This is a genomic window from Dysosmobacter sp. (genome assembly GCF_034093755.1).
Taxonomy (GTDB): domain Bacteria; phylum Bacillota; class Clostridia; order Oscillospirales; family Oscillospiraceae; genus Oscillibacter.
Genome location: NZ_JAXEBZ010000015.1, coordinates 1 through 19,931, shown reverse-complemented (window position 1 = coordinate 19,931; position 19,931 = coordinate 1). Strand labels below are relative to the sequence as shown.

Genomic DNA, 19,931 nt, shown 5'->3' with positions numbered 1-19,931 from the left:
ACAAGACCGCCGATTCCCGGTTTTTTTCACGGTTGGTTATGCTTGCCGGACGGAGGTGCCGGTTTTCCCGGCGATGCCCTCCCGGGCCTTTTCCAGCAGGGTGATGAGGGCGGTGCGGCCCGGCGCGGATTCGGCGAATTTCACGGCGGCCTGCACCTTGGGCAGCATGGAGCCGGGGGCGAAGTGGCCCTCCGCCGCGTATTTCCGGGCCTCCTCCGGCGTCAGCTCCGTCAGCCACTGCTGCTGGGGCTTGCCGAAGTGGATGGCCACCTTCTCCACGGCGGTGAGAATGATGAGGCTGTCGACGTTCAGCTCCTCCGCCAGCAGCTCCGCGGCGAAGTCCTTGTCGATGACGGCGCCGGCGCCCTTCAGGTGGTTGCCCTCCGTGGGGTACACGGGGATGCCTCCGCCACCGCAGGCGATGGCCACCTGTCCGGCGTCCACCAGGGTGCGGATCACGTCAATTTCCACAATGGCTTTGGGCAGGGGGGAGGCCACGCACCGGCGCCAGCCCCGGCCGGCGTCCTCCATGACGGCGTTGCCCCGGCGGCGCATCTCCTCCGCCTCCTCCTCGCTCATGAAGGTGCCGATGGGCTTGCTGGGCCGCTGGAAGCCCGGGTCCTTCGGGTCCACCTCCACCTGGGTGAGGACGGTGGCCACGGGGCGGTTCAGCCCCCGGTTCCGCAGTTCCTCCCGCAGGGCGTTCTGGAGGTCGTAGCCGATATAGCCCTGGCTCATGGCGGTGCAGACGGACATGGGAGCCATGGGGCAGCTGCGGTCCTCCCGGGAGAGGGTGGTCATGGCGGTGTTGATCATGCCCACCTGGGGGCCGTTGCCGTGGACTACCGTCACCTGGTGGCCGTCCTCAATAAGGTCGGTGATGGCCCGGGCGGTGGTGCGGACGGCGGTCATCTGCTCCGGCAGGGTGCTGCCCAGAGCGTTGCCGCCCAGGGCGATGACGATGCGTTTACCCATGATGGGGATTCCTCCTTTTGTGAAGCTGAAGTTGCCCCAATAGTTTTGGCGGGAATATCCGAAAAATACTCCCGCCAAAACAAAATTTCACAATGGGCCGCAGCGGGAGAACTGCTCAGAACCGCTTGCGCTTGTCGCCGGCGTCCATGGCCATCAGGGCGGACACGGGGTCCTTCACCCGGGCCATGAGAATCATGGCGGCGATGATGTAGGGCTTGTAGCTGGCCTGCTTGTACAGGGGCACCAGGTAGCGGTCAAACACGGAGGCGTCCACCTCACCCTCCTGGCAGCTGACGCCGGTGATGTCGGCGGGCAGGCAGTGGAGGTACAGGGCATTGCCGCCGCGGGTGCGCTTCATCATCTCCTCGGAGCAGGTCCAGTCCTTGTGGAGGGCGTTCTGGGCCAGCAGCTGCCGCTCCAGGGCGTCAATGCCCGCCTGGTCCCCGGCCTGATACAGCTTCGTGCGCTGCTCCATGGCGGCGAAGGGCGCCCAGGACTTGGGATACACAATGTCGGCGTCCTGGAAGGCCTCCTCCATGGTGGCCACCTTCTTGTAGGAGCCGCCGGTGGCCTCCGCGTTCTTGCGGGCGATGGCCTCCACCTCCGGCATCACGTCATAGCCCTCGGGATGGGCCAGCACCACGTCCATGCCGAAGCGGGTCATCAGGCCGATGACGCCCTGGGGCACTGACAGGGGCTTGCCGTAGGAGGGAGAGTAGGCCCAGGTCATGGCGATCTTCTTGCCCTTCAGGTTCTCCACGCCGCCGAAGTGGTGGATGATGTGGAGCATATCCGCCATGCACTGGGTGGGGTGGTCCACGTCGCACTGGAGGTTCACCAGGGTGGGCTGCTGCTCCAGAATGCCGTCCCGGTAGCCCTCCTTCACGGCGTCCATGAAGGTCTTCTGATACTTGTGGCCCTCGCCGATGAACATATCGTCCCGGATGCCGATGACGTCGGCCATGAAGGACACCATGTTGGCCGTCTCCCGGACGGTCTCGCCGTGGGCGATCTGGGACTTCTTCTCGTCCAGGTCCTGGCAGGCCAGGCCCAGCAGGTTGCAGGCGGAGGCGAAGGAGAAACGGGTGCGGGTGGAGTTGTCCCGGAAGATGGAGATGCCCAGGCCGGAGTCAAACACCCGGGTGGACTTGTTCCGCTCCCGCAGGTCCCGCAGGGCGTCGGCCACGGTGAAGATGGCCTCCAGCTCCTCGTCGGTTTTGTCCCAGGTCCAGTAGAAGTCGGACTTGTACATGTTGTTGATGTGCAGCTTTTCCAGATGCTGGGCTAGTTCAATGGTTTTGGACATATTTCAGCTCTCCTTTGATCTATCTGTCTCTGATGGCGGCGGCGGACTCAGCGGATGTCGTTGTCCGTCAGGGACTGGCGGAATTCGGTGGCGTCGCCGGCGTCCTCGTCGGGCCGGTAGAGGCCGGGCACGGCGGCGTACAGGGCGGCGCAGGTCACCAGATCCTGCTTCCAGGTGATTTCGTTGGGGGCGTGGGCCTGGCTCTCCGCGCCGGGGCCGAAGCCCACGCAGGGGATGCCGTAGCGGCCCTGGATGGAGACGCAGTTGGTGGAGAAGGTCCACTTGTCCGTCAGGGGACGGCCCCGGCGCAGGTGCATGGCGTCCAGCGCCGGGTCGGCGTCGGCGTGGCCGATGCGCTCGTCGCCCCACAGCGCCCTGTGGGCGTCCGCCAGCGCCCGGACGTGGGCGGCGCTCTCCTTGTTGATCCAGGTGGGGAAGAAGCACTCCGTCTCGTAGACCTCGCCGGTCCAGGCGGGCCGGTCATACATGTACATGCTGACGGTGACGTCGCTGCCGTATTTCTTCACGGAGGGCAGCTCCCGGATCTCCTGCAGGCAGGAGTCCCAGGTTTCGCCGGCGGTCATGCGGCGGTCCACGGAAATGGCGCAGCTGTCCGCCACGGCGCAGCGGCTGGGGGAGGTGTAGAAGATCTGGGAGACGGTGCAGGTGCCCCGGCCCAGGAACTGAGCGTCCTCGGCGTGCTTCGGGTTGAACTCCGGATTCAGCATCTTCACCAGACCCCGGACGGCGTAGGAGTCGCCGTCGCCGTTTTCGTTGAGGGCGCGGATGTCCTCAATGATGTCCGCCATCTTGTAAATGGCGTTGTCGCCCCGCTGGGGCGCGCTGCCGTGGCAGCTGACGCCCTTCACGTCCACCCGGATCTCCATGCGGCCCCGGTGGCCCCGGTAGATGCCGCCGTCGGTGGGCTCGGTGGAGATGACGAAGGCGATGCGGCTGCGGGCGTCCTCCGGCCCGTTGAAGTACTTGTTGACGATGTACTGCCAGCACATGCCGTCGCAGTCCTCCTCCTGGACGGAGCCCACCACCATGATCTGATAGCCCTCGGGGATCAGGTTCAGGTCCTTCATGATCCGGGCACCGTACACGGCGGCGGCCATGCCGCCCTCCTGGTCGGAGCCGCCCCGGCCGAAGATGATGTCCTCCGTCTCATAGCCCTCGTAGGGATCGGCGGTCCAGTTGTCCCGGTTGCCGATGCCCACGGTGTCCACGTGGGAGTCGATGGCGATGATCTTCCCGCCTTCCCCCATCCAGCCGATGACGTTGCCCAGGCCGTCAATCTCCACCCGGTCGAAGCCCACCTTTTCCATCTCGGAGCGGATGCGCCGGACCACGCCTTCCTCTTCGCAGCTCTCGCTGGGAATGGCGATCATGTCCCGCAGGAACCGGGTCATGTCCGCCTGATAGCCTGCCGCAGCGGCTTTGATCGCTTCAAAATCCATATTCTCACCCTCCGTTGTAAATCTATCTGCCCTCATGATAGCACAAGTTGAAGCCATGTCAAACAAAAATTGAGCCAACCTAAAAATTTTTTTGAATCCTCTGTTGCTTTACCGCAAAAGTATGATATGATGGGGACAGAAAACAGCCGTGAAGAGGGGGGAGAAGGCCTATCGGAAGCGGGAAAAATGAACTGCTGCGCCAGGTGGCGGACGGCATCGCCGCCCAGTTCGGCAGCAGCTGCGAAGTGGTGATTCACGACCTCAGCCGCCATCCGGACCACACCATCGTCTACATTGTCAACGGCCACGTCTCCGGCCGGAAGGTGGGAGACGGCGCGTCCCAGGTGGTGCTGGAGCAGATGGAGCGGGGCGAGGCGGACCCCAAGGACCACCTGGGCTACCTGACCCGGACGCCGGACGGCAAGATTCTCAAGTCCTCCACCCTGTACATCCGGAACGCCAAGGGAAAGGTGGGGGCCATCCTCTCCATCAACTTTGACATCTCCCGGCTGCTGATGGTGGAGGGGGCCGTGCGGGACCTGGTGTCCACCAAGCAGCCGGAGCAGGCGGAGCCGGAGAAAATTGTCAACATCAATGACGTGCTGGATGACCTGATCCAGCAGTCGGTGGCGCTGGTGGGCAAGCCAGCGGCCCTGATGACCAAGGAGGACAAGGTAAAGGCCATCCGCTTTCTGAACCAGAACGGCGCGTTTCTGGTGACCAGGTCCGGCGACAAGATCGCCAGATACTTCGGAATTTCCAAGTACACCTTATATTCCTATATCGATACGAAGCAGGAGGGAAAAACCACATGATTGACCTGACTATCCACAAGGAGGGCCTGGCGCACAACCTGCGCAAGGCCAGAGAAAACGGCATCATCATCCCCACCATTGAGCAGATGCGCCACCCGGAGACCATTCCCGAAAAGATTCAGGACCGGCTGCGGAACGTGGGCCTGTGGGACGTGGACCCGCTGAATCTGTTCCGCATTACCTGGAAGAACGAGGCGAAGGAGTTCGGCGGCCTCTATCAGCCGGCGCCCAACTATGTGGAGTTCCCCTCCGCCCTCACCGGCGTGCCCTGCCGCATTGTGGCCATGGTGGGCAAGTGGTTCCCCACCGGCTGCCACAAGGTGGGCGCCTCCTTCGGCTGCCTGGCCCCCCGGCTGGTGACCGGCCAGTTTGACGTGGACGTCCACAAGGCTGTCTGGCCCTCCACCGGCAACTACTGCCGGGGCGGCGCCTTCAACTCCAAGCTGCTGGGCGCTCAGGGCGTGGCCATCCTTCCGGCGGAGATGAGCCGGGAGCGGTTTGAGTGGCTCCACTCCATCGGCGCGGAGGTCATCGCCACCCCCGGCTGCGAGTCCAACGTGAAGGAGATCTTCGACAAGACCAACGAGCTGAAGCGGGACCCCCACTGCATGATCTTCAACCAGTTTGAGGAGATGGGCAACCCCCTGTGGCATTATAACGTCACCGGCTATGCCATGGCGGACCTGTTTGAGGCCATCAGGCGGCCTGGCGACCGGTTCTCCGGCGCCTGCTTCACCTCCGGCTCCGCCGGCACCATGTCCACCGGCGATCTGCTGAAGGAGCGCTATCCCCGGCTGAAGCTGGGCGTGGGCGAGGCCCTCCAGTGCCCCACCATTCTCAACAACGGCTTCGGCGGCCACCGCATTGAGGGCATCGGTGACAAGCACATCCCCTGGATTCACAACGTGAAGAACACGGACATGGCCATCGCCATCGATGACGAGGACTCCCAGCGGCTGCTGCGGCTGTTCAACACCCCCGAGGGCCAGACCTATCTCCGGGAGGAACTGCATCTGGACGAGGACACCGTCGAGAAGCTGACCTGGCTGGGCATCTCCGGCATCGCCAACCTGCTGTGCTGCATCAAGATGGCCAAATATTACGAGTTCACCGAGCATGACGTGGTGGGCACCGTCCTCACCGACTCCGCCGTCATGTACGGCAGCCGCATCGAGGAGCTGGAGCAGGAGAACGGACCCTACAGCGTCTCCGCCGCCGCCCTGGACCACGGGATGCACATGCTGGGCCTCAAGACCGACAGCATGATGGAGCTGACCTACGCTGAGCGGAAGCGGGTCCACAATTTGAAGTACTACACCTGGGTGGAGCAGCAGGGCAAGACCGCCGAGGAGCTGAACGCCCTGTGGTATGACACCGAGGGAACCTGGGACGCCGTTCACGCCCAGGCGAAGGAGCTTGATGAGCTGATCAACGCCTTCAACGAGGAGAGCGGTGTTCTGAAAGCGCTGTAAGGGTTTCTGTTTGCGCCGGACCCCCGGGGGGTGCGATGAAGATCGCGGCTTTGCGCCCCCACTTTTCTTTTGACGCGTCAAAAGAAAAGTCGCCGCGCCCGGTGGAAAAGAAAAACGCCGGGCGTGACCTTCGCTGCGCAAAGGTCAGACCGGGAGTCTCCTCAGACCCTGCCGACCAGGCCCAGGAGCCTCCTGCCGGGTGCGGAGGACTCTCTGCTTTTCGATGGCTTTCCGCCGCAAATCGCAGAAGTCCGGTGGTTATCGGGGAGGAAAACCGAAAGGCTGATCCTCCTATTCCCGCGCGTTACGCGCATTCCCAGGTTATAATCGTCCGCCGCCGCGGTAGGGCGTAGCGTAGCGGAACGCCCGGGGCCAACACGCAGGGGCCTTTCGGTTCTGCACCCCGATGGCCGCTCAGGTCTCAACTTGCGGCGGAGCAGTATCAGTTTACGCAGAATGGAGAGCGCAGTCGGCAGGAGACTCCCGAACCAAGTCGGCACCGTCTGAGGAATCTCCCGTCAGCCTTTGTGTACAAAGGCGAAAAAGCGCCTTTTTCTTCCACCGTGCACGGCGCATTCTTTTTCGGCAAGACGAAAAAGAATGGGGGGTGCAAAGCCCGCCGGGGTCCCGGCATTTTCCCGCACCGGAAGCGGCGCAATCCCTGCCGGCAAGACCGGCAAACCTCCCTAAAGGAGATCATCGTTATGAAAAATGTAAAATTCGCCCGCTGCATTCGCTGCGGCAGGGAATACGATGCCGTGCCGGATCTGACCACCTGTGAGTGCGGCGGCATTCTGGACATCGTCTACGATTATGACTACATCAAAACGCAGCTGACCAAAGAGAAGCTGGCCGCCCGGACGGAGCGCACCATGTGGCGCTACCGGGAGCTGCTGCCGGTGGAGGAGACCACCGCCCCCACGCCCCTGCGGGTGGGCTGGTCCCCCCTCTATGAGGAATCCCGGCTAGCGGACCGGCTGGGCCTGGGGCGGCTGTGGGTGAAGGATGACGGCCAGAACCCCACCGCGTCCCTGAAGGACCGGGCCAGCGCCATGGCGGTGGCCAAGGCAGGGGAGGCCGGAGCAAAGACCATCGCCTGCTCCTCCACCGGCAACGCCGCCAGCTCCCTGGCGGGCAACGCCGCGGCGGCGGGGCTGGAGACCTTCATCTTCGTCCCCTCCCGCGCCCCCAAGGGAAAGGTGGCCCAGCTGCTGACCTTCGGCGCCACCGTCATCTCTGTGGAGGGCAGCTACGAGGACACCTTCGAGCTGAGCAAGGCCGCCATCGACAAATGGGGCTGGTATAACCGCAACGCCGCCATCAACCCCTACCTCTCCGAGGGCAAAAAGACGGTGGCTCTGGAGATCATGGAGCAGCTGAACTGGCAGGTGCCGGACTACATCGCCATCTCCGTGGGCGACGGCTGCACCATCGCCGGACTGTGGAAGGGCCTGAAGGACCTGTACGCCATCGGCTTCATTGACCGGCTGCCCCGGCTGATCTCCGCCCAGGCGGAGGGCTGCTGCCCCCTGAACCGGGCCATCGCCCAGGGCGGCGACTGGCACCCCATGGAGGAGAACACCCTGGCGGACTCCATCGCCGTGGGCGTGCCCCGGAACGCGGACAAGGCCCTGATGGCCATCCGGGAGTCCAACGGCATCGCCGTCAACGTGTCGGACGCGGAGATCATGGCGGCCCAGCAGCTGCTGGGCCGCACCTGCGGCGTGTTCGGCGAACCGGCGGGCGTCACCGGCACCGCCGGCGTGAAGAAGCTGTGTGAGCAGGGCATTCTGGGCCGGGAGGACACGGTGGTCAGCGTGGTCACCGGCAACGGCCTGAAGGACGTGGCCAACGCCATCCGGGCCTGCGGCGACCCCATCACCATCCCCTCGGACATGGAGCTGCTGCAGAAGGCCTTCCGGGACCGTGGCGTGAAGCTGTAAAAAAAGGGAACGCGAAGCATCGCTTCGCGTTCCCTTTTTCCGTTCAGGCCAGGGAGCCGGCGGGCTTCCGGTCCTTCCGGGCCGGCGCCTGCAGGGTCTCCAGGTATTCCGCCATGGTGATGCGGTAGCGGTCCAGATTTCCGCCCCGGTGCTCCCGGACAAACCCGCAGCCGCAGACCGTGTTGACGGACCGCAGGTTCTCCTGATAGATGCGGGCGATGAGCTTTTCCGCCCGCCATTCAAAAAACGCCTGCCGCAGCGCCGCCTGCACCGCCAGAGAGCCGTAGCCCTGTCCCCAGAGGGACTGCTCCCCCACGGCGAACACGATCTCGTAAACCCCCGGCCCATGGGGAGTGAGCTTCACAAAGCCCAGAGGCGGGCCCCAGTTCCGGCAGATCAGGAAAAAGCGGCCGTGCTGGTTCAGCCGGCAGGTCAGCAGCGGCGGGGGCGTGGCGCGGAGCAGCTGTTCCAGCTGCTCCGGGGCGGAGGCGTCCTCGTTGAGATACCGGGTCACGTTCCGGTTGCGGAGCCAGCGGATCAGGTGGGACACATCCTCCGGATGGATGTCGGAGCGTAAAAAAACAGAAGCGGCTTTGTCCATACGCTTACCTCACAGTAATAATATTTAAAAGCCCTTCCATGCGTACCGCATCGACGGTTCTTTTATATGAAATTGTATACAGCTTACCAGAGAAACCGGGGCCTGTCAAGCCGGGGAGGGAAAAGTCTCCGGCCTGACAGGCCCGGCGCTCAGCCGTGGCTCTTCTTGTAGGTGAGGTAGCCCTCCAGAATCAGGGAGGCGGCCACCGCGTCCACCGTCTTTTTCCGCTTTTTGGCGTTCTTCCCGTTGTTCATCAGAATCTGGTGGGCGTCAATGGTGGTGCGCCGCTCGTCCCACAGCGTCACCGGCAGGCCGGTGGCGGCCCGCAGCAGCTCCGCCATGGCCCGGGCCTTTTCGGAGCGGGGTCCCCGGGTGCCGTCCATGTTGATGGGGTGGCCCAGCACCAGCTCCTCCACGCCGTGCTCCCGGCACAGCGCCGCCACCTGCTCCGCCACCGCTTCCGGGCGGTAGGCGTTGATGGTGGTGGAAAAGCCGGTGAGAAAGCCGGTGGGGTCGGAAATGGCGATGCCGGTGTGGGCGTCGCCGTAGTCAATGGCCATGATGCGCATAACACGTCTCCTTTTCAGGCGGTATTGGTTGCGATACTTCATTATAAGGCAGAGCCGGGAAAGGGGCAAGGCGGGAGTCTGGGAAAAAGGCAAAAATTTTCCGAAAAAACGGGTTGACCGGCGGGTTGAAACGTGGTAAAATCAGCATTACCTGTGAAAAAGGGTTTTGTCGTCATGCGCATTTTCGCTTTTCGTGGGCAGGGCGGCGGCTGCTTTTGCAAACAGGGAGGCAGTCGGTGTCCCCGGCTGGAGCCGGACCGGATACCAATAATAAGGAGGTGCCGTTAGATGCGCGTTAAAGTCACTTTGAGATGCAACGAGTGCAAGCAGAGAAACTACAATACGATGAAGAACAAGAAGAACACCCCGGATAAGCTTGAACTGAACAAGTATTGCCCCTTCTGCCGCAAGCACACGCTCCACTCCGAGACGAAGTAAACCGGCGAAGAAAGGGCGTGTAGCAAAATGGCAGAAACAAAGAAGAAGGATCGCGGCCTGTGGTTCCGCGAGATGAAAAGCGAACTGAAGAAGGTCGTGTGGCCTTCCAAAAAGACCGTTCTCAAGAACACCGGCACGGTGCTGCTGTGCTCCCTGTGCATCGGTGTGTGCATCTGGCTGTTTGACTTTGTTGTGGTCAACGCCTTCCAGATGCTCATCGGCGTTCTGGGCGGCTGAGAGGACCGGATATGGCAGAAAGCGCGAAGTGGTATGTGATCCATACCTATTCCGGCTATGAGAATGCCGTCAAGACCAGCATTGAGAAGCTCGTCAACGGCCGCGGCATGGAGGATGTGATCCTGCGGATGGAGATCCCCATGGAGACCGTTACCGAGGTCACCGACTCCGGCGCCACCAAAGAGGTGGAGCGGAAGGTGTTCCCCGGCTACGTGATGATCAAGATGGTCATGACCGACGATACCTGGCATCTGGTGCGGAACGTCCGCGGCGTCACCGGCTTTGTCGGTTCCGCCAACAAGCCCATCCCCCTGTCGGAGGATGAGGTGCTTGCCATGGGCATGGAAAAGCACGAGATCGTCGTCAAGTACGGCGTGGGCGACCACGTGCGGATCATCGACGGCCCCCTGTCCACCTTCACCGGTGTTGTGGAGGAGATCGAGCCTGAGAAGAACCGCGTTTCCGTCATGGTCTCCATGTTTGGACGGGAGACCCCCGTGGAACTGGAACTCGACCAGGTGGAGGTCCAGGACTGAATTCAACGCACCGCCGGAGCGTTCCGGCACAAGTGGGAGGGGCTGAACCGCCCCGCCAAAGACGGACCGCCTGTCCGTCACCACATTTTTACGATTTAGGAGGTGCTACTCCGTGGCACAGAAAATTACCGGTTATGTAAAGCTGCAGATTCCCGCAGGCAAGGCAACCCCCGCTCCCCCCGTTGGTCCCGCTCTGGGCCAGCACGGCGTCAACATCGCGGCGTTCACCAAGGAGTTCAACGAGCGCACCAAGAATGACATGGGCATGATTATCCCCGTGGTCATCACTGTGTACGCTGACCGCTCCTTCTCCTTCATCACCAAGACTCCCCCCGCGGCTGTCCTGATCAAGAAGGAGTGCAACATCGAGTCCGGCTCCGGCGTGCCTAACAAGACCAAGGTGGCCACCATCTCCAAGGCCTCCATCCAGAAGATCGCTGAGATCAAGATGCGCGACCTGAACGCCGCCAGCCTGGAAGCCGCCATGAGCATGATCGCCGGCACCTGCCGCAGCATGGGCGTTGTCGTCGAGGAGTAATCGAACAATCAACTGAGCGGCTTTCCGCCGCAACAGACAGTGGGAGGATTCATTCCGAAGAACCACTATGAGGAGGAAGTAACATTGTTTAGAGGCAAGAAATATAAGGATAGTGCCAAGCAGATCGACAGAAGCGTCCAGTATGAGGCCGCTGACGGTCTGGCTCTGGTTTGCAAGACTGCTACCGCCAAGTTCGACGAGACCGTCGAGCTGCACGTGAAGCTGGGCGTTGACTCCCGTCACGCCGATCAGCAGGTCCGCGGCGCCATCGTGCTGCCCCACGGCACCGGCAAGACCGTCCGCGTCCTGGTGTTCGCCAAGGGCGACAAGGCCGAGGCTGCCCGCGAGGCCGGCGCCGATTATGTCGGCGATATGGATATGGTGGAGAAGATCCAGAAGGAAAACTGGTTCGACTTCGACGTGGTGGTCGCCAGCCCCGACATGATGGGCGTTGTCGGCCGTCTCGGTAAGGTCCTGGGCCCCAAGGGTCTGATGCCCTCTCCCAAGGCCGGCACCGTGACTCCCGATGTTGCCAAGGCCGTGAAGGAAGTCAAGGCCGGTAAGATCGAGTACCGTCTGGACAAGACCAACATCATCCACTGCCCCATCGGCAAGGTCTCCTTCGGCCCCGAGAAGCTCACCGAGAACTACAACGCTCTCATGGGCGCCATCATCAAGGCCAAGCCCGCCGCCGCCAAGGGCCAGTATATCCGCAGCTGCGTCGCCGCCTCCACCATGGGCCCCGGCGTCAAGATGAACACTGCGAAGCTGATCTGATTTTTCCCAAGCGGTCATTCGGTGAAATTTGTGCTTGACAAATTTCGCGGATTTGATATACTACTGGTTGCGTTCCAAAGACAGCAGGGGAGGCGTGAGCCTCGTAATTCCTGCCGAGGACGGCTATCGTGAGATTGCTATCCGTCCTTGTGTCTTTGCGGGCACAAGGACGGTTTCTTTCAGAACGCACCAAAATTCCAATGGAGGTGAAACCAAGAATGCCTAACGCAAAAGTCTTGAGCGAGAAGCAGGCCATCGTTGCCCAGCTGACCGAGCAGATCCAGAAGGCCCAGGCCGGCGTGATCGTTGACTACAAGGGCATCACGGTGGAGGAAGATACCGCGCTCCGCAAGGAATGCCGCGAGAACGACATCCACTATGCCGTTGTGAAGAACACGCTGCTGCGCTTCGCTTTCAACAACACCGGTCTCAACGAGCTGGACGGCCTGCTGAACGGCACCACTTCTCTGGCCCTGTGCGACAGCGATGTGGTGGCTCCCGCCCGCGTCATGTCCAATTATGCGGACAAGCTGAAGGAGAAGTTCGAGATCAAGGGCGGCTTCATGGACGGCAAGCCCGTCGATCTGGCCACCATCAAGTCCCTGGCATCCATCCCCGCTCTGCCGGTCCTGCAGGCTCAGGTTCTGGGTACCATGCTGGCTCCCATCACCGGCCTGGCTGTTGTCCTGAAGCAGATCGCCGAGAAGAACGGCGCTCCCGCCGAGGAAGCCGCTCCCGCCGCTGCCGAATAATCGGCAGACATCAAAAAATCATTAATTAGGAGGCTATTATCATGTCTGAGAAGATTACCGCTATGATCGAAGAGATCAAGGGTCTGACTGTTCTGGAGCTGTCCGAGCTGGTTCACGCTCTGGAGGAAGAGTTCGGCGTTTCCGCCGCCGCCATGGCTGCTCCCGCTGCCGCTGCCGCTCCCGCCGCTGAGGAGAAGACCGAGTTCGACGTGGTCCTGACCGGCTTCGACGCCGCCGCCAAGATCAAGGTCATCAAGGCCGTCCGCGAGATCACCGGCCAGGGCCTGGCCGAGGCCAAGGCTACCGTCGAGGGCGCTCCCAAGACCCTGAAGGAGGCCGTTTCCAAGGCCGACGCCGAGGAGCTGAAGAAGAAGCTGGAAGAGGCCGGCGCCAAGGTCGAGATCAAGTAATTGATCCCCAACTGAGGAACAGAAAATTTCCCTGTCCGCTGGACAGGGAAATTTTTTTGCCATGCTTTTGCAAAAAAAGAGACGGCCGGAGCCGTCTCTTTTTAAAGCAACGAAGTTTACATAAACAGACAGAGCAAGATGGGCAGGAAGATGGCGGGCACGTAGTTCATCACCTTCAGCTTGGTAAGCCCCAGGATGTTCAGACCCAGGCCCACAATGAGGACGGAGCCCACCACCGTCATCTCGGCAATGGTGTTGCCGCTCTGCAGCAGGGGGGCCACCAGACTGGCAAGAGACGCGATGCTGCCCTGGATGACGAACACCGCTGCCGCTGCCAGCAGCACGCCGATGCCCATGGAGGAGGCGAACACCATGGAGGACACAAAGTCCAGGGTGGCCTTGGTGAACAGCATCTGGTGGTCGCCGGTGAGGCCGTCGTTGAGGGCGCCCACTATGGTCATGGCGCCGACGCAGAACACCAGGGACGCGGTGACAAAGCCCTCGGCAATGGAGGTCTTGCCGCCGCCGTTTTTCCGGAATTTCCGCTCCAGACCGTCGGCGAAGCGGTTCAGGTGGCCGTCCAGGTCCAGCAGCTCGCCGATGGCGGCGCCCACGGCGATGGCGATGATGGTAATCAGGGGGTTTTCACTGCCGAACATGCCGGTGATGCCGATGTACAGCGTACACAGGCCCAGACCTTTCATGACGGTGTCCCGCAGCCGCTCCGGCAGGATATTGCCCAGCAGCATGCCGATGAGAGAACCCAGAATGACGGTGGCGGTATTGACGATGGTTCCGGTTAACATAATTTCTATCTCCTTTTATTCGGACCGGATCAGCGCCCGGACCACGGCGCTGCCCAGCAGCAATCCGGCGGCGGCGGGGACCCAGGGGTTGCTGGCGGGGACGCTGCGGCGGCCCGGGGGAGGGGCTTCCAGCTGAAAGGCGGGGGCGGGTTCCTCGGGGCTGAACACCACCGGCAGGTGGTGGATGTTCCGGCTGCGCAGCTCCTTGCGCATCACCCGGGCCAGGGGACAGCCGTAGGTCTCGGAGATGTCGGCCAGGCGCAGCTGGGTGGGATCCAGCTTGTTGCCGGTGCCCAGGGTCATGACAAGGGGGATGTCCAGCCGGCGGGCGGTCTCCGCCAGGTCCAGCTTGCAGGACACCAGGTCGATGGCGTCCGCGATGTAGTCATAGCGGCAGCCCTCCGGGAAAAACAGGTCCCGGTGGGCGGCGTCATAGAGGGCGCAGATGGGATGCAGCTTCAGCTCCGGATTGATGTCCAGCAGCCGCCGGGCCAGAGCGTCGGTTTTGTTCTGGCCGGTGGTGGAGACCAGGGCCTCCAGCTGGCGGTTGCGGTTGGTGACGCTGACGGTGTCGCTGTCCACAATGGTCAGCTCCCCCACGCCGCTGCGGCACAGGCACTCGGCGGCGTAGCTGCCCACGCCGCCCAGTCCGAACAGAATCACGTGGGCCCGGGACAGCCGCTGCTGTGCCTCCGGCCCCCACAGCATTTCGTTGCGGAGAAAAGGATGGTCCATAAGGTCCCTCCAGAGGTGAATTTGTGAGAAAAGAGGCCGGCTTGTTCAGCCGGCCTCTTGGAAAATCGGGCTCAGCCCACGTACTTCATGCCGCCGTCCCGGACCTCGTAGGAGGCGTCCGCGGTGTTCTCGGCGTACCAGGCGGAGCAGTCCTCGTTCATCAGGGCGTTGGTGGCCTGCAGCTGCCAGTAGGGCATGTCCTTGCCCACGAAATACATGATGTGGTAACCATAGTCGGTCTCCACCACGTCGGTGTCGCCGGTGCGGCGGGCGCTGTCGAAGCACCAGTCATTGAAGGCCGGCACCATCTCACCCTGGTAAACCTGGGTGTACAGGCCGCCCTGGGCGGCGGAGCCGCCGTCGGCAGAGTTCTCCACCGCCAGCTGGGCGAAGGAATCCTCCGTGGCGGCGCCGGCCTTCCACTGGGCCAGCAGGTCCTGAGCCTTGGCCTTGGCGTCGGCGTTCAGCTGAGCGGCTTCCTCCTCGTAGCCCTCCTCACCGACGGCCTTTTCGCCGGTCTCGGGCTGGATCAGAATGTGGCGGACGTTGACGGTGTTGTACTCGTCCCGGTAGCGGTCATGGAACACCACCACGTAGTAGGCGGTGCTGGTCTCGTCAAACAGCACCGCGGAGTCGCCGGCGCTGCGGGAATCGTCAAACACCCAGTCCATCAGGGTGGAGGAGTAGTAGCTGCTGTGGGTGCCGTCGGTATAGATGGCCTTGTCGCCGTCGGCCAGGGAGGACAGCGCCGCGCCGCCTTGGAAGGAGGCGTAGATCTGGTCGGCCAGGGCCTTGGCGTCCGCCTTGGCCTGGGCCTTCTCGGCGTCGGTAACCTCCACGGTGTTGCCATTGGCGTCGGTGGTGGTGGGGACGGTGCCCTTCACGCGGACGCTCTCATAGTCCGCCCGGTCATAGGTCTTGGGGTCAGCGGCGTAGACGGCCTCCAGCTGGTCCTCGGTATAGTCCAGGCTTTCGGCGAAGTGGTTGGCGTACACCTGCGCCTGAATGGCCTTTTTCAGCTGCTTTTCGTAGACGGACTGGGTAACCAGCTGGCCGTACAGCTTGCTGATGTAATCCTTGACGCTGAGATTGGTGTTCTGGGCCTGGTTGTAGCTGAGGGTGTTGGCCTCCAGCTGGGCCATGTTGTTGTCATAGATCGCCTGCATCTCATCGTTCCAGGTGAGTCCCTCCGCCTCGGCTTTGGCGGCCAGGGCGTGAACGTGGGACATCTGCTGGAGAGCCTGCTGGGAGAAGTAGTCAAACCAGGTGATGCCGCTGGCGTCCATGGCGCAGGTCTGCTCCCGCAGGTCTCTGGTGGTGTCCAGTCCCAGGTAGGAGAGGTAATAGTAGTTGTTGTTGATGAAGCTCTGGTAGACGCTGCCGAAATAATACTGGACCTCGGAGGCGGAGTACTTTTCCCCGTTGACCACGGCAGCGGTGGTGCCGCGCTGGAGAACGCCGGAGTTCCAGATCAGGGCGGAGGCGGCCACCACCACAAAAATCACGGCGATGGAGGCGTAGAGGATGTTGCTGCGCCGCTCCTCCTTGCGCTGTTTGGCTTCCCGCGCCGTTCTGGCGCTCTTTTTGTCAGGCCTGGAAGCCGGGGAAGTTTCCGGCTGAAGGAGCTCCTGGCTGACTTCCGGCTCCTGATTGGGATTCTTTTCGATTGCACTCATTGCGATTCAGTCCTCTCAAGTAATAAAAGGGGTGTGCGGCGGATGGCCGCAAAATGCACTTTCACATTATACTCAATCAGGGGATATTCTGCAAGTGCAATTTGCCCCATATTGCGCCGTATGGAGACAGGAAACCACAGAAAGCTGAAAAGGAGCTGAAAAGAAAAGCAGCAGGCCTCCGCCTGCTGAAAAAACGCGCCCCGCGACAGCCGTGTAGACCCGTTATAACCTGCACCTTCACGGCCAGGTGGGTTGCCTGCCGCCTGCTTCACCGCTTCCAACGTCCAGCCGCGAACGGCAGCCGGGAGGCCTGCGAACCACAGGCGGGACCAGCGTCCCTTATAACGAAATGTGGGTTAAAAAAAGATCTATCACGCACCGCGCAGGGCTATTATTACTGTATCACACCGGGACCGCTTTTACAATCGAATTTGATGGCGATTTTCAGGAATCTTCTTCCTCATCGTCGAACAGCTCTTCCATGAAAGCGTCATAGGCGGCCTCCAGCTCCTCCTCCGTGTCGCAGGTGGAGAGCAGGTCCTCGCCGTCCTCGTGGAGCACCTTCAGGATAATCAGGCCGTTGTCGGGGTTCTCCTCGTCCTCATCCTCGGACTCCGTGGGGAAATAGGCCTGATACTCCGTGCCGTTCAGCTCCAGGGCGGCGACAAATTCCAGGGTCAGTTCCTGACCGTCGTCGTCAGTGACGGTGACAAAGGTGGGGCCGAAATCTTCACTCATGGCAGACAACCTCCTGCGGCGTTGATGGATGTATTTTAACCGATTTTTCGGAAGATTGCAAGACCGCCCGGCGGGGAAAAATCCGGGAAGTGCCACGTTTTCCGGGTAAAAGCAGCGGCACTTCCGGGAAAAACAGGGAAATACGGGATTTTTCGGGCAGGAAAATGAACTTTTAAAAGTTGACAGGCCGTGCTACAATAGGTTATGACTTGCAGTTTGCCTGTTTCGGCGGCGGGCGTCCGGCCGCGGACGCCGCCTGCCTTCGGCCCGGGCGGCCGAATATTTCATAAAGGAGGAGCCACACGGTGCAAAACGGAAAACGGGAAGCGCACAGCGCCCAGACGTCCGGCCATTCCCAGCGGAAGCCGCGCCGGAACACCGGGAGAAGGGGCTTCGGCGTCGGCTTTGTCATCGGAACGATTCTGCTCATCGGGATTCTGACCTGCCTGATGTTCGCGGGCCTGTTTATGATGTATGTGAAGACCACGCTGTCCCCGACATTGAATGTGAACGCGGAGGACTATACCATGAACCAGTCCTCCATTATCTACTACCAGGACCGGGAGACCGGCAAATGGGTGGAATTCCAGACCCTCCACGGAGAGGAAAACCGCATTCTGGTGAAGTTTGACGACCTGCCGGAGAATCTGTGGAAGGCGGCGGTGGCCATTGAGGACCAGCGGTTTTTCGAGCACAAGGGCGTGGACTGGCAGCGGACCATCTCCGCCGCCGGAAACATGTTCCTGAAGGCGAAGAACACCTACGGCGGGTCCACCATCACCCAGCAGCTGCTGAAAAACCTGACCGGCGAGGACCAGGGTACCGTTAAGCGGAAGGTGACGGAGATTTTCCGGGCGCTGGAATTTGAGAAGAAGTACTCCAAGAACCAGATCCTGGAGATGTACCTCAACGCCATCTACCTGGGCAAGAACTGCTACGGCGTCCAGACGGCGGCCCAGTATTACTTCGGCAAGGACGTGGGCGAGCTGGACCTGGCGGAGTGCGCCTGCCTCATCGCCATCACCAACAACCCGTCTTTGTACGGCCCCTTCTCCACGGTGAAGATCACCAACTCCGAAACCGGCGTGGTGAAGACCGGCCGGGACATGAACAAGGACCGCCAGGAGCTGGTGCTGGACAAAATGCTGGAGCTGGGCATGATTGACGAGGCCACCCACAAGGCCGCCAAGGTGGAGAAGCTGCAGTTTGTGGAGCGCACCACCACGGCGGACAAGGCGCTGGCCGAGGTGGTGGACGACGGCAAGACCTCCTCCGGCGCCCAGTCCTACTTCATTGACCAGGTCCGCCGGGATGTGGAGGCCGACCTGGTGGAGCAGCTGGGCCTCACCCCCAAGGAGGCGGAGAACAAGGTCCTCTACGGCGGGTGCAAGATCTACACCACCATCGACCCGGAGATTCAGTCCATCGCCGAGGACGTGTATGAGAATGACTACGTGCAGCTGACCTCCGCCAGCGGCCAGACCCTCCACTCCGGTATCACCATCGTGGATGTCACCAACGGCAACGTGGTGGCCATGGTGGGCGACGTGGGCAAAAAAGAGGGCGACATGGTGTGGAACTACGCCACCGACGCCCACCAGCAGTGCGGTTCGTCCATCAAGCCCCTGTCGGTGTACGCCCCGGCGCTGGACGCCAACGTCATCACGCTGGCCAGCACCTATGACAACTACCCCGTCCGGCTGCTGAACGACAACCCGTGGCCCAAGAACTCTCCCCCGGGCTACTCCGGCCTCACCACCATCGCCACCGGCGTGGCCAAGTCCATCAACACCATCGCCGTGCAGGTGGTGGAGGCGCTGGGCATTGAGAATTCCTTCCGGTTCCTGACGGAGAACCTGGGCATCACCACCCTGGTGTCCCCCGATGACGATCCGGCCTACAACGATGTGAACACCAGCTCCCTGGGCCTGGGCGGCCTGACCAACGGCGTCACCACCGAGGAGATCGCCGCCGCCTACGCCGCCTTTGCCAACGAGGGCGTCTACAACTCCCCCCGGCTGTATGTGAAGGTGACCCAGGGCAGCGACTCCGAGGAGACGGTGCTGCTGGACAACCAGGCGGAGACCCACGAGGCCATGAAGCCCACCACCGCCTACTTTATGAACAAGCTGCTGCAGGGCGTGGTCAACGGCGGCACCGGCACCTCCGCCAACTTCGGCGGCATGGCCATCGCCGGCAAGACCGGTACCACCAGCGACAACTATGACCGGTATTTCGCGGGCTACACCCCCTACTACAGCGCGGCGGTGTGGACCGGCTTCCGGAACAACGAGAAGATCAGCATCAGCGGCAACCCGGCGCTGACCATGTGGAAAAAGGTCATGAGCCGCGTCCACGAGAATCTGGAGTACAGGTCCTTTGCGAAGCCCTCCAGCGGCATCTCCACGGTGACGGTGTGCATGGACAGCGGCATGCTGGCAGGGGACAACTGCGCCAATGACATCCGGGGCAGCCGGGTCCATCAGGTGGAGGTGGCCTCCGGCACCGGACCCACCGAGGTTTGCACCATGCACGTGCTGCGGGATTACTGCACCGAGGGCCAGTGCCTGGCCTCGCCGGCCTGCCCCCCGGAGAGCGTGGTGCAGAAGGCGGTGCTGGACTGCACCCGGGTGGATTACGGCCCGAAGGTCACCGTGGAGGACAACCGGTACACGCTGCTGTATCTGGAGAGCCTTGCCAGCGGCGCCCTGGTGGTGGATCCCGCCACCGGACAGGTCATTCCGGCGCCGGAGGGTTCGGAGCATACCGGCGGCTGCCTGGTCCACGGCGCCGAGGCGCCGGAACCGGAGCCGGAGAATCCCTTTGAGGAATGGGAGCCCGGCGGCGAGGGCGGCTCCGAGCCCGGGACTGAGCCAGGGACTGAGCCGGGCGGCGAGCCGGGCGGTACCGGCGGCGGAGCGGAAGGCGGCGAGGGCGGCACCGCTCCCGGGCCGGATGTTCCGGAGGAGCCGGAAGACCCCTCCGGCGGCTTCGGCGACGCCAACTGGGACCAGAGCTACTGGGGCTGAGGGCGTCAGACAGCGCATTTTTTCCGGACGGCGGGCGCCCCCCGGGGCCGGCCGGCCACCCCGGGTTGCCGGTTAGGCATTTTTTTTAACCAAACAAACGCAACCCGCAAAAAATTTA

The 19,931-nt window shown here is 62.2% G+C and carries 20 protein-coding genes and 1 other RNA gene; 11 read left to right on the top strand and 10 right to left on the bottom strand.

Annotated elements, in window-relative coordinates:
• Positions 1-36: 36 nt before the first annotated feature.
• The 3 genes from arcC to SOX55_RS01870 form a co-directional block, all read right to left on the bottom strand.
• Positions 37-975, bottom strand: coding sequence for a carbamate kinase (arcC, locus tag SOX55_RS01880; RefSeq protein ID WP_325285737.1), 939 nt, complete (start codon positions 973-975; stop codon positions 37-39).
• A 115-nt stretch (positions 976-1,090) separates the two neighbouring features.
• Positions 1,091-2,281 carry a knotted carbamoyltransferase YgeW gene (gene ygeW, locus SOX55_RS01875; protein ID WP_325285736.1) on the bottom strand — a complete coding sequence of 397 codons (1,191 nt, stop codon included), beginning with the start codon at positions 2,279-2,281 and terminating at the stop codon, positions 1,091-1,093.
• Between the two features lie 47 nt (positions 2,282-2,328).
• Positions 2,329-3,741: a YgeY family selenium metabolism-linked hydrolase gene (locus tag SOX55_RS01870; RefSeq protein WP_325285735.1), complete on the bottom strand. Its 1,413-nt coding sequence runs from the start codon at positions 3,739-3,741 to the stop codon at positions 2,329-2,331.
• A gap of 203 nt (positions 3,742-3,944) precedes the next feature.
• On the opposite strand from SOX55_RS01870, the gene SOX55_RS01865 reads away from it, so the two are divergent.
• The 3 genes from SOX55_RS01865 to SOX55_RS01855 all read left to right on the top strand — a co-directional run bounded on the left by SOX55_RS01865 (position 3,945) and on the right by SOX55_RS01855 (position 7,971).
• Entirely contained in the window at positions 3,945-4,556 is a 612-nt protein-coding gene (locus tag SOX55_RS01865) for a helix-turn-helix transcriptional regulator (RefSeq protein ID WP_325285734.1), read from the top strand.
• On the top strand, positions 4,553-6,028 hold the full coding sequence (locus tag SOX55_RS01860; RefSeq protein WP_325285733.1) for a pyridoxal-phosphate dependent enzyme: 1,476 nt from the start codon (positions 4,553-4,555) through the stop codon (positions 6,026-6,028). The genes SOX55_RS01865 and SOX55_RS01860 overlap by 4 nt, the downstream gene beginning before the upstream one ends.
• A gap of 704 nt (positions 6,029-6,732) precedes the next feature.
• Positions 6,733-7,971: a threonine synthase gene (locus SOX55_RS01855; RefSeq protein WP_325285732.1), complete on the top strand. Its 1,239-nt coding sequence runs from the start codon at positions 6,733-6,735 to the stop codon at positions 7,969-7,971.
• Positions 7,972-8,014: 43 nt separating this feature from the next.
• On the opposite strand, the gene SOX55_RS01850 is transcribed toward SOX55_RS01855, so the two are convergent.
• Positions 8,015-8,572, bottom strand: a complete 558-nt coding sequence (locus SOX55_RS01850; RefSeq protein WP_325285731.1) for a GNAT family N-acetyltransferase — start codon at positions 8,570-8,572, stop codon at positions 8,015-8,017.
• A 149-nt stretch (positions 8,573-8,721) separates the two neighbouring features.
• Entirely contained in the window at positions 8,722-9,141 is a 420-nt protein-coding gene (gene ruvX / locus SOX55_RS01845) for a Holliday junction resolvase RuvX (RefSeq protein WP_325285730.1), read from the bottom strand.
• Positions 9,142-9,429: 288 nt separating this feature from the next.
• On the opposite strand from ruvX, the gene rpmG reads away from it, so the two are divergent.
• The 7 genes from rpmG (at position 9,430) to rplL (ending at position 12,829) form a co-directional block, all read left to right on the top strand.
• Complete coding sequence (gene rpmG / locus SOX55_RS01840) at positions 9,430-9,579, top strand: 50S ribosomal protein L33 (protein ID WP_022289376.1); 150 nt, start codon at positions 9,430-9,432, stop codon at positions 9,577-9,579.
• Positions 9,580-9,606: 27 nt separating this feature from the next.
• Complete coding sequence (secE, locus tag SOX55_RS01835; protein WP_325285729.1) at positions 9,607-9,816, top strand: preprotein translocase subunit SecE; 210 nt, start codon at positions 9,607-9,609, stop codon at positions 9,814-9,816.
• A gap of 11 nt (positions 9,817-9,827) precedes the next feature.
• Positions 9,828-10,352 (top strand): transcription termination/antitermination protein NusG, encoded by a 525-nt coding sequence (gene nusG, locus SOX55_RS01830; RefSeq protein ID WP_325285728.1) that lies wholly within the window; start codon positions 9,828-9,830, stop codon positions 10,350-10,352.
• 112 nt (positions 10,353-10,464) lie between these two features.
• Positions 10,465-10,890: a 50S ribosomal protein L11 gene (gene rplK, locus SOX55_RS01825; protein WP_325285727.1), complete on the top strand. Its 426-nt coding sequence runs from the start codon at positions 10,465-10,467 to the stop codon at positions 10,888-10,890.
• 84 nt (positions 10,891-10,974) lie between these two features.
• A complete protein-coding gene (gene rplA / locus SOX55_RS01820) occupies positions 10,975-11,667 on the top strand; it encodes a 50S ribosomal protein L1 (protein WP_325285726.1) in 693 nt (230 codons plus the stop codon).
• Positions 11,668-11,885: 218 nt separating this feature from the next.
• Positions 11,886-12,419, top strand: coding sequence for a 50S ribosomal protein L10 (rplJ, locus tag SOX55_RS01815; RefSeq protein WP_442873598.1), 534 nt, complete (start codon positions 11,886-11,888; stop codon positions 12,417-12,419).
• Between the two features lie 41 nt (positions 12,420-12,460).
• Complete coding sequence (gene rplL / locus SOX55_RS01810) at positions 12,461-12,829, top strand: 50S ribosomal protein L7/L12 (protein WP_325285724.1); 369 nt, start codon at positions 12,461-12,463, stop codon at positions 12,827-12,829.
• A gap of 116 nt (positions 12,830-12,945) precedes the next feature.
• Here the strand turns inward: rplL and SOX55_RS01805 are convergent, their stop codons facing one another.
• The 5 genes from SOX55_RS01805 to SOX55_RS01785 form a co-directional block, all read right to left on the bottom strand.
• A complete protein-coding gene (locus tag SOX55_RS01805; RefSeq protein ID WP_325285723.1) occupies positions 12,946-13,635 on the bottom strand; it encodes a DUF554 domain-containing protein in 690 nt (229 codons plus the stop codon).
• 15 nt (positions 13,636-13,650) lie between these two features.
• On the bottom strand, positions 13,651-14,370 hold the full coding sequence (locus SOX55_RS01800) for a tRNA threonylcarbamoyladenosine dehydratase (RefSeq protein ID WP_325285722.1): 720 nt from the start codon (positions 14,368-14,370) through the stop codon (positions 13,651-13,653).
• Positions 14,371-14,441: 71 nt separating this feature from the next.
• Positions 14,442-16,046 (bottom strand): peptidylprolyl isomerase, encoded by a 1,605-nt coding sequence (locus SOX55_RS01795; protein WP_325285721.1) that lies wholly within the window; start codon positions 16,044-16,046, stop codon positions 14,442-14,444.
• A gap of 193 nt (positions 16,047-16,239) precedes the next feature.
• Positions 16,240-16,438: non-coding RNA, 6S RNA (ssrS, locus tag SOX55_RS01790), on the bottom strand.
• 52 nt (positions 16,439-16,490) lie between these two features.
• Complete coding sequence (locus SOX55_RS01785) at positions 16,491-16,784, bottom strand: DUF1292 domain-containing protein (protein ID WP_325285720.1); 294 nt, start codon at positions 16,782-16,784, stop codon at positions 16,491-16,493.
• A gap of 305 nt (positions 16,785-17,089) precedes the next feature.
• Between SOX55_RS01785 and SOX55_RS01780 the strand changes: the two genes are divergently transcribed.
• Positions 17,090-19,813 carry a transglycosylase domain-containing protein gene (locus tag SOX55_RS01780; RefSeq protein ID WP_325285719.1) on the top strand — a complete coding sequence of 908 codons (2,724 nt, stop codon included), beginning with the start codon at positions 17,090-17,092 and terminating at the stop codon, positions 19,811-19,813.
• The last annotated feature ends 118 nt before the right edge of the window (positions 19,814-19,931 follow it).

Excerpts from the sequence above, each read along its gene's own strand:
- arcC (WP_325285737.1), bottom strand. The coding sequence starts at position 975 with ATGGGTAAACGCATCGTCATCGCCCTGGGCGGCAACGCTCTGGGCAGC.
- ygeW (WP_325285736.1), bottom strand. The coding sequence starts at position 2,281 with ATGTCCAAAACCATTGAACTAGCCCAGCATCTGGAAAAGCTGCACATC.
- SOX55_RS01870 (WP_325285735.1), bottom strand. The coding sequence starts at position 3,741 with ATGGATTTTGAAGCGATCAAAGCCGCTGCGGCAGGCTATCAGGCGGAC.
- SOX55_RS01860 (WP_325285733.1), top strand. The coding sequence starts at position 4,553 with ATGATTGACCTGACTATCCACAAGGAGGGCCTGGCGCACAACCTGCGC.
- SOX55_RS01855 (WP_325285732.1), top strand. The coding sequence starts at position 6,733 with ATGAAAAATGTAAAATTCGCCCGCTGCATTCGCTGCGGCAGGGAATAC.
- SOX55_RS01850 (WP_325285731.1), bottom strand. The coding sequence starts at position 8,572 with ATGGACAAAGCCGCTTCTGTTTTTTTACGCTCCGACATCCATCCGGAG.
- ruvX (WP_325285730.1), bottom strand. The coding sequence starts at position 9,141 with ATGCGCATCATGGCCATTGACTACGGCGACGCCCACACCGGCATCGCC.
- rpmG (WP_022289376.1), top strand. The coding sequence starts at position 9,430 with ATGCGCGTTAAAGTCACTTTGAGATGCAACGAGTGCAAGCAGAGAAAC.
- secE (WP_325285729.1), top strand. The coding sequence starts at position 9,607 with ATGGCAGAAACAAAGAAGAAGGATCGCGGCCTGTGGTTCCGCGAGATG.
- nusG (WP_325285728.1), top strand. The coding sequence starts at position 9,828 with ATGGCAGAAAGCGCGAAGTGGTATGTGATCCATACCTATTCCGGCTAT.
- rplJ (WP_442873598.1), top strand. The coding sequence starts at position 11,886 with ATGCCTAACGCAAAAGTCTTGAGCGAGAAGCAGGCCATCGTTGCCCAG.
- rplL (WP_325285724.1), top strand. The coding sequence starts at position 12,461 with ATGTCTGAGAAGATTACCGCTATGATCGAAGAGATCAAGGGTCTGACT.
- SOX55_RS01805 (WP_325285723.1), bottom strand. The coding sequence starts at position 13,635 with ATGTTAACCGGAACCATCGTCAATACCGCCACCGTCATTCTGGGTTCT.
- SOX55_RS01800 (WP_325285722.1), bottom strand. The coding sequence starts at position 14,370 with ATGGACCATCCTTTTCTCCGCAACGAAATGCTGTGGGGGCCGGAGGCA.
- SOX55_RS01795 (WP_325285721.1), bottom strand. The coding sequence starts at position 16,046 with ATGAGTGCAATCGAAAAGAATCCCAATCAGGAGCCGGAAGTCAGCCAG.
- SOX55_RS01785 (WP_325285720.1), bottom strand. The coding sequence starts at position 16,784 with ATGAGTGAAGATTTCGGCCCCACCTTTGTCACCGTCACTGACGACGAC.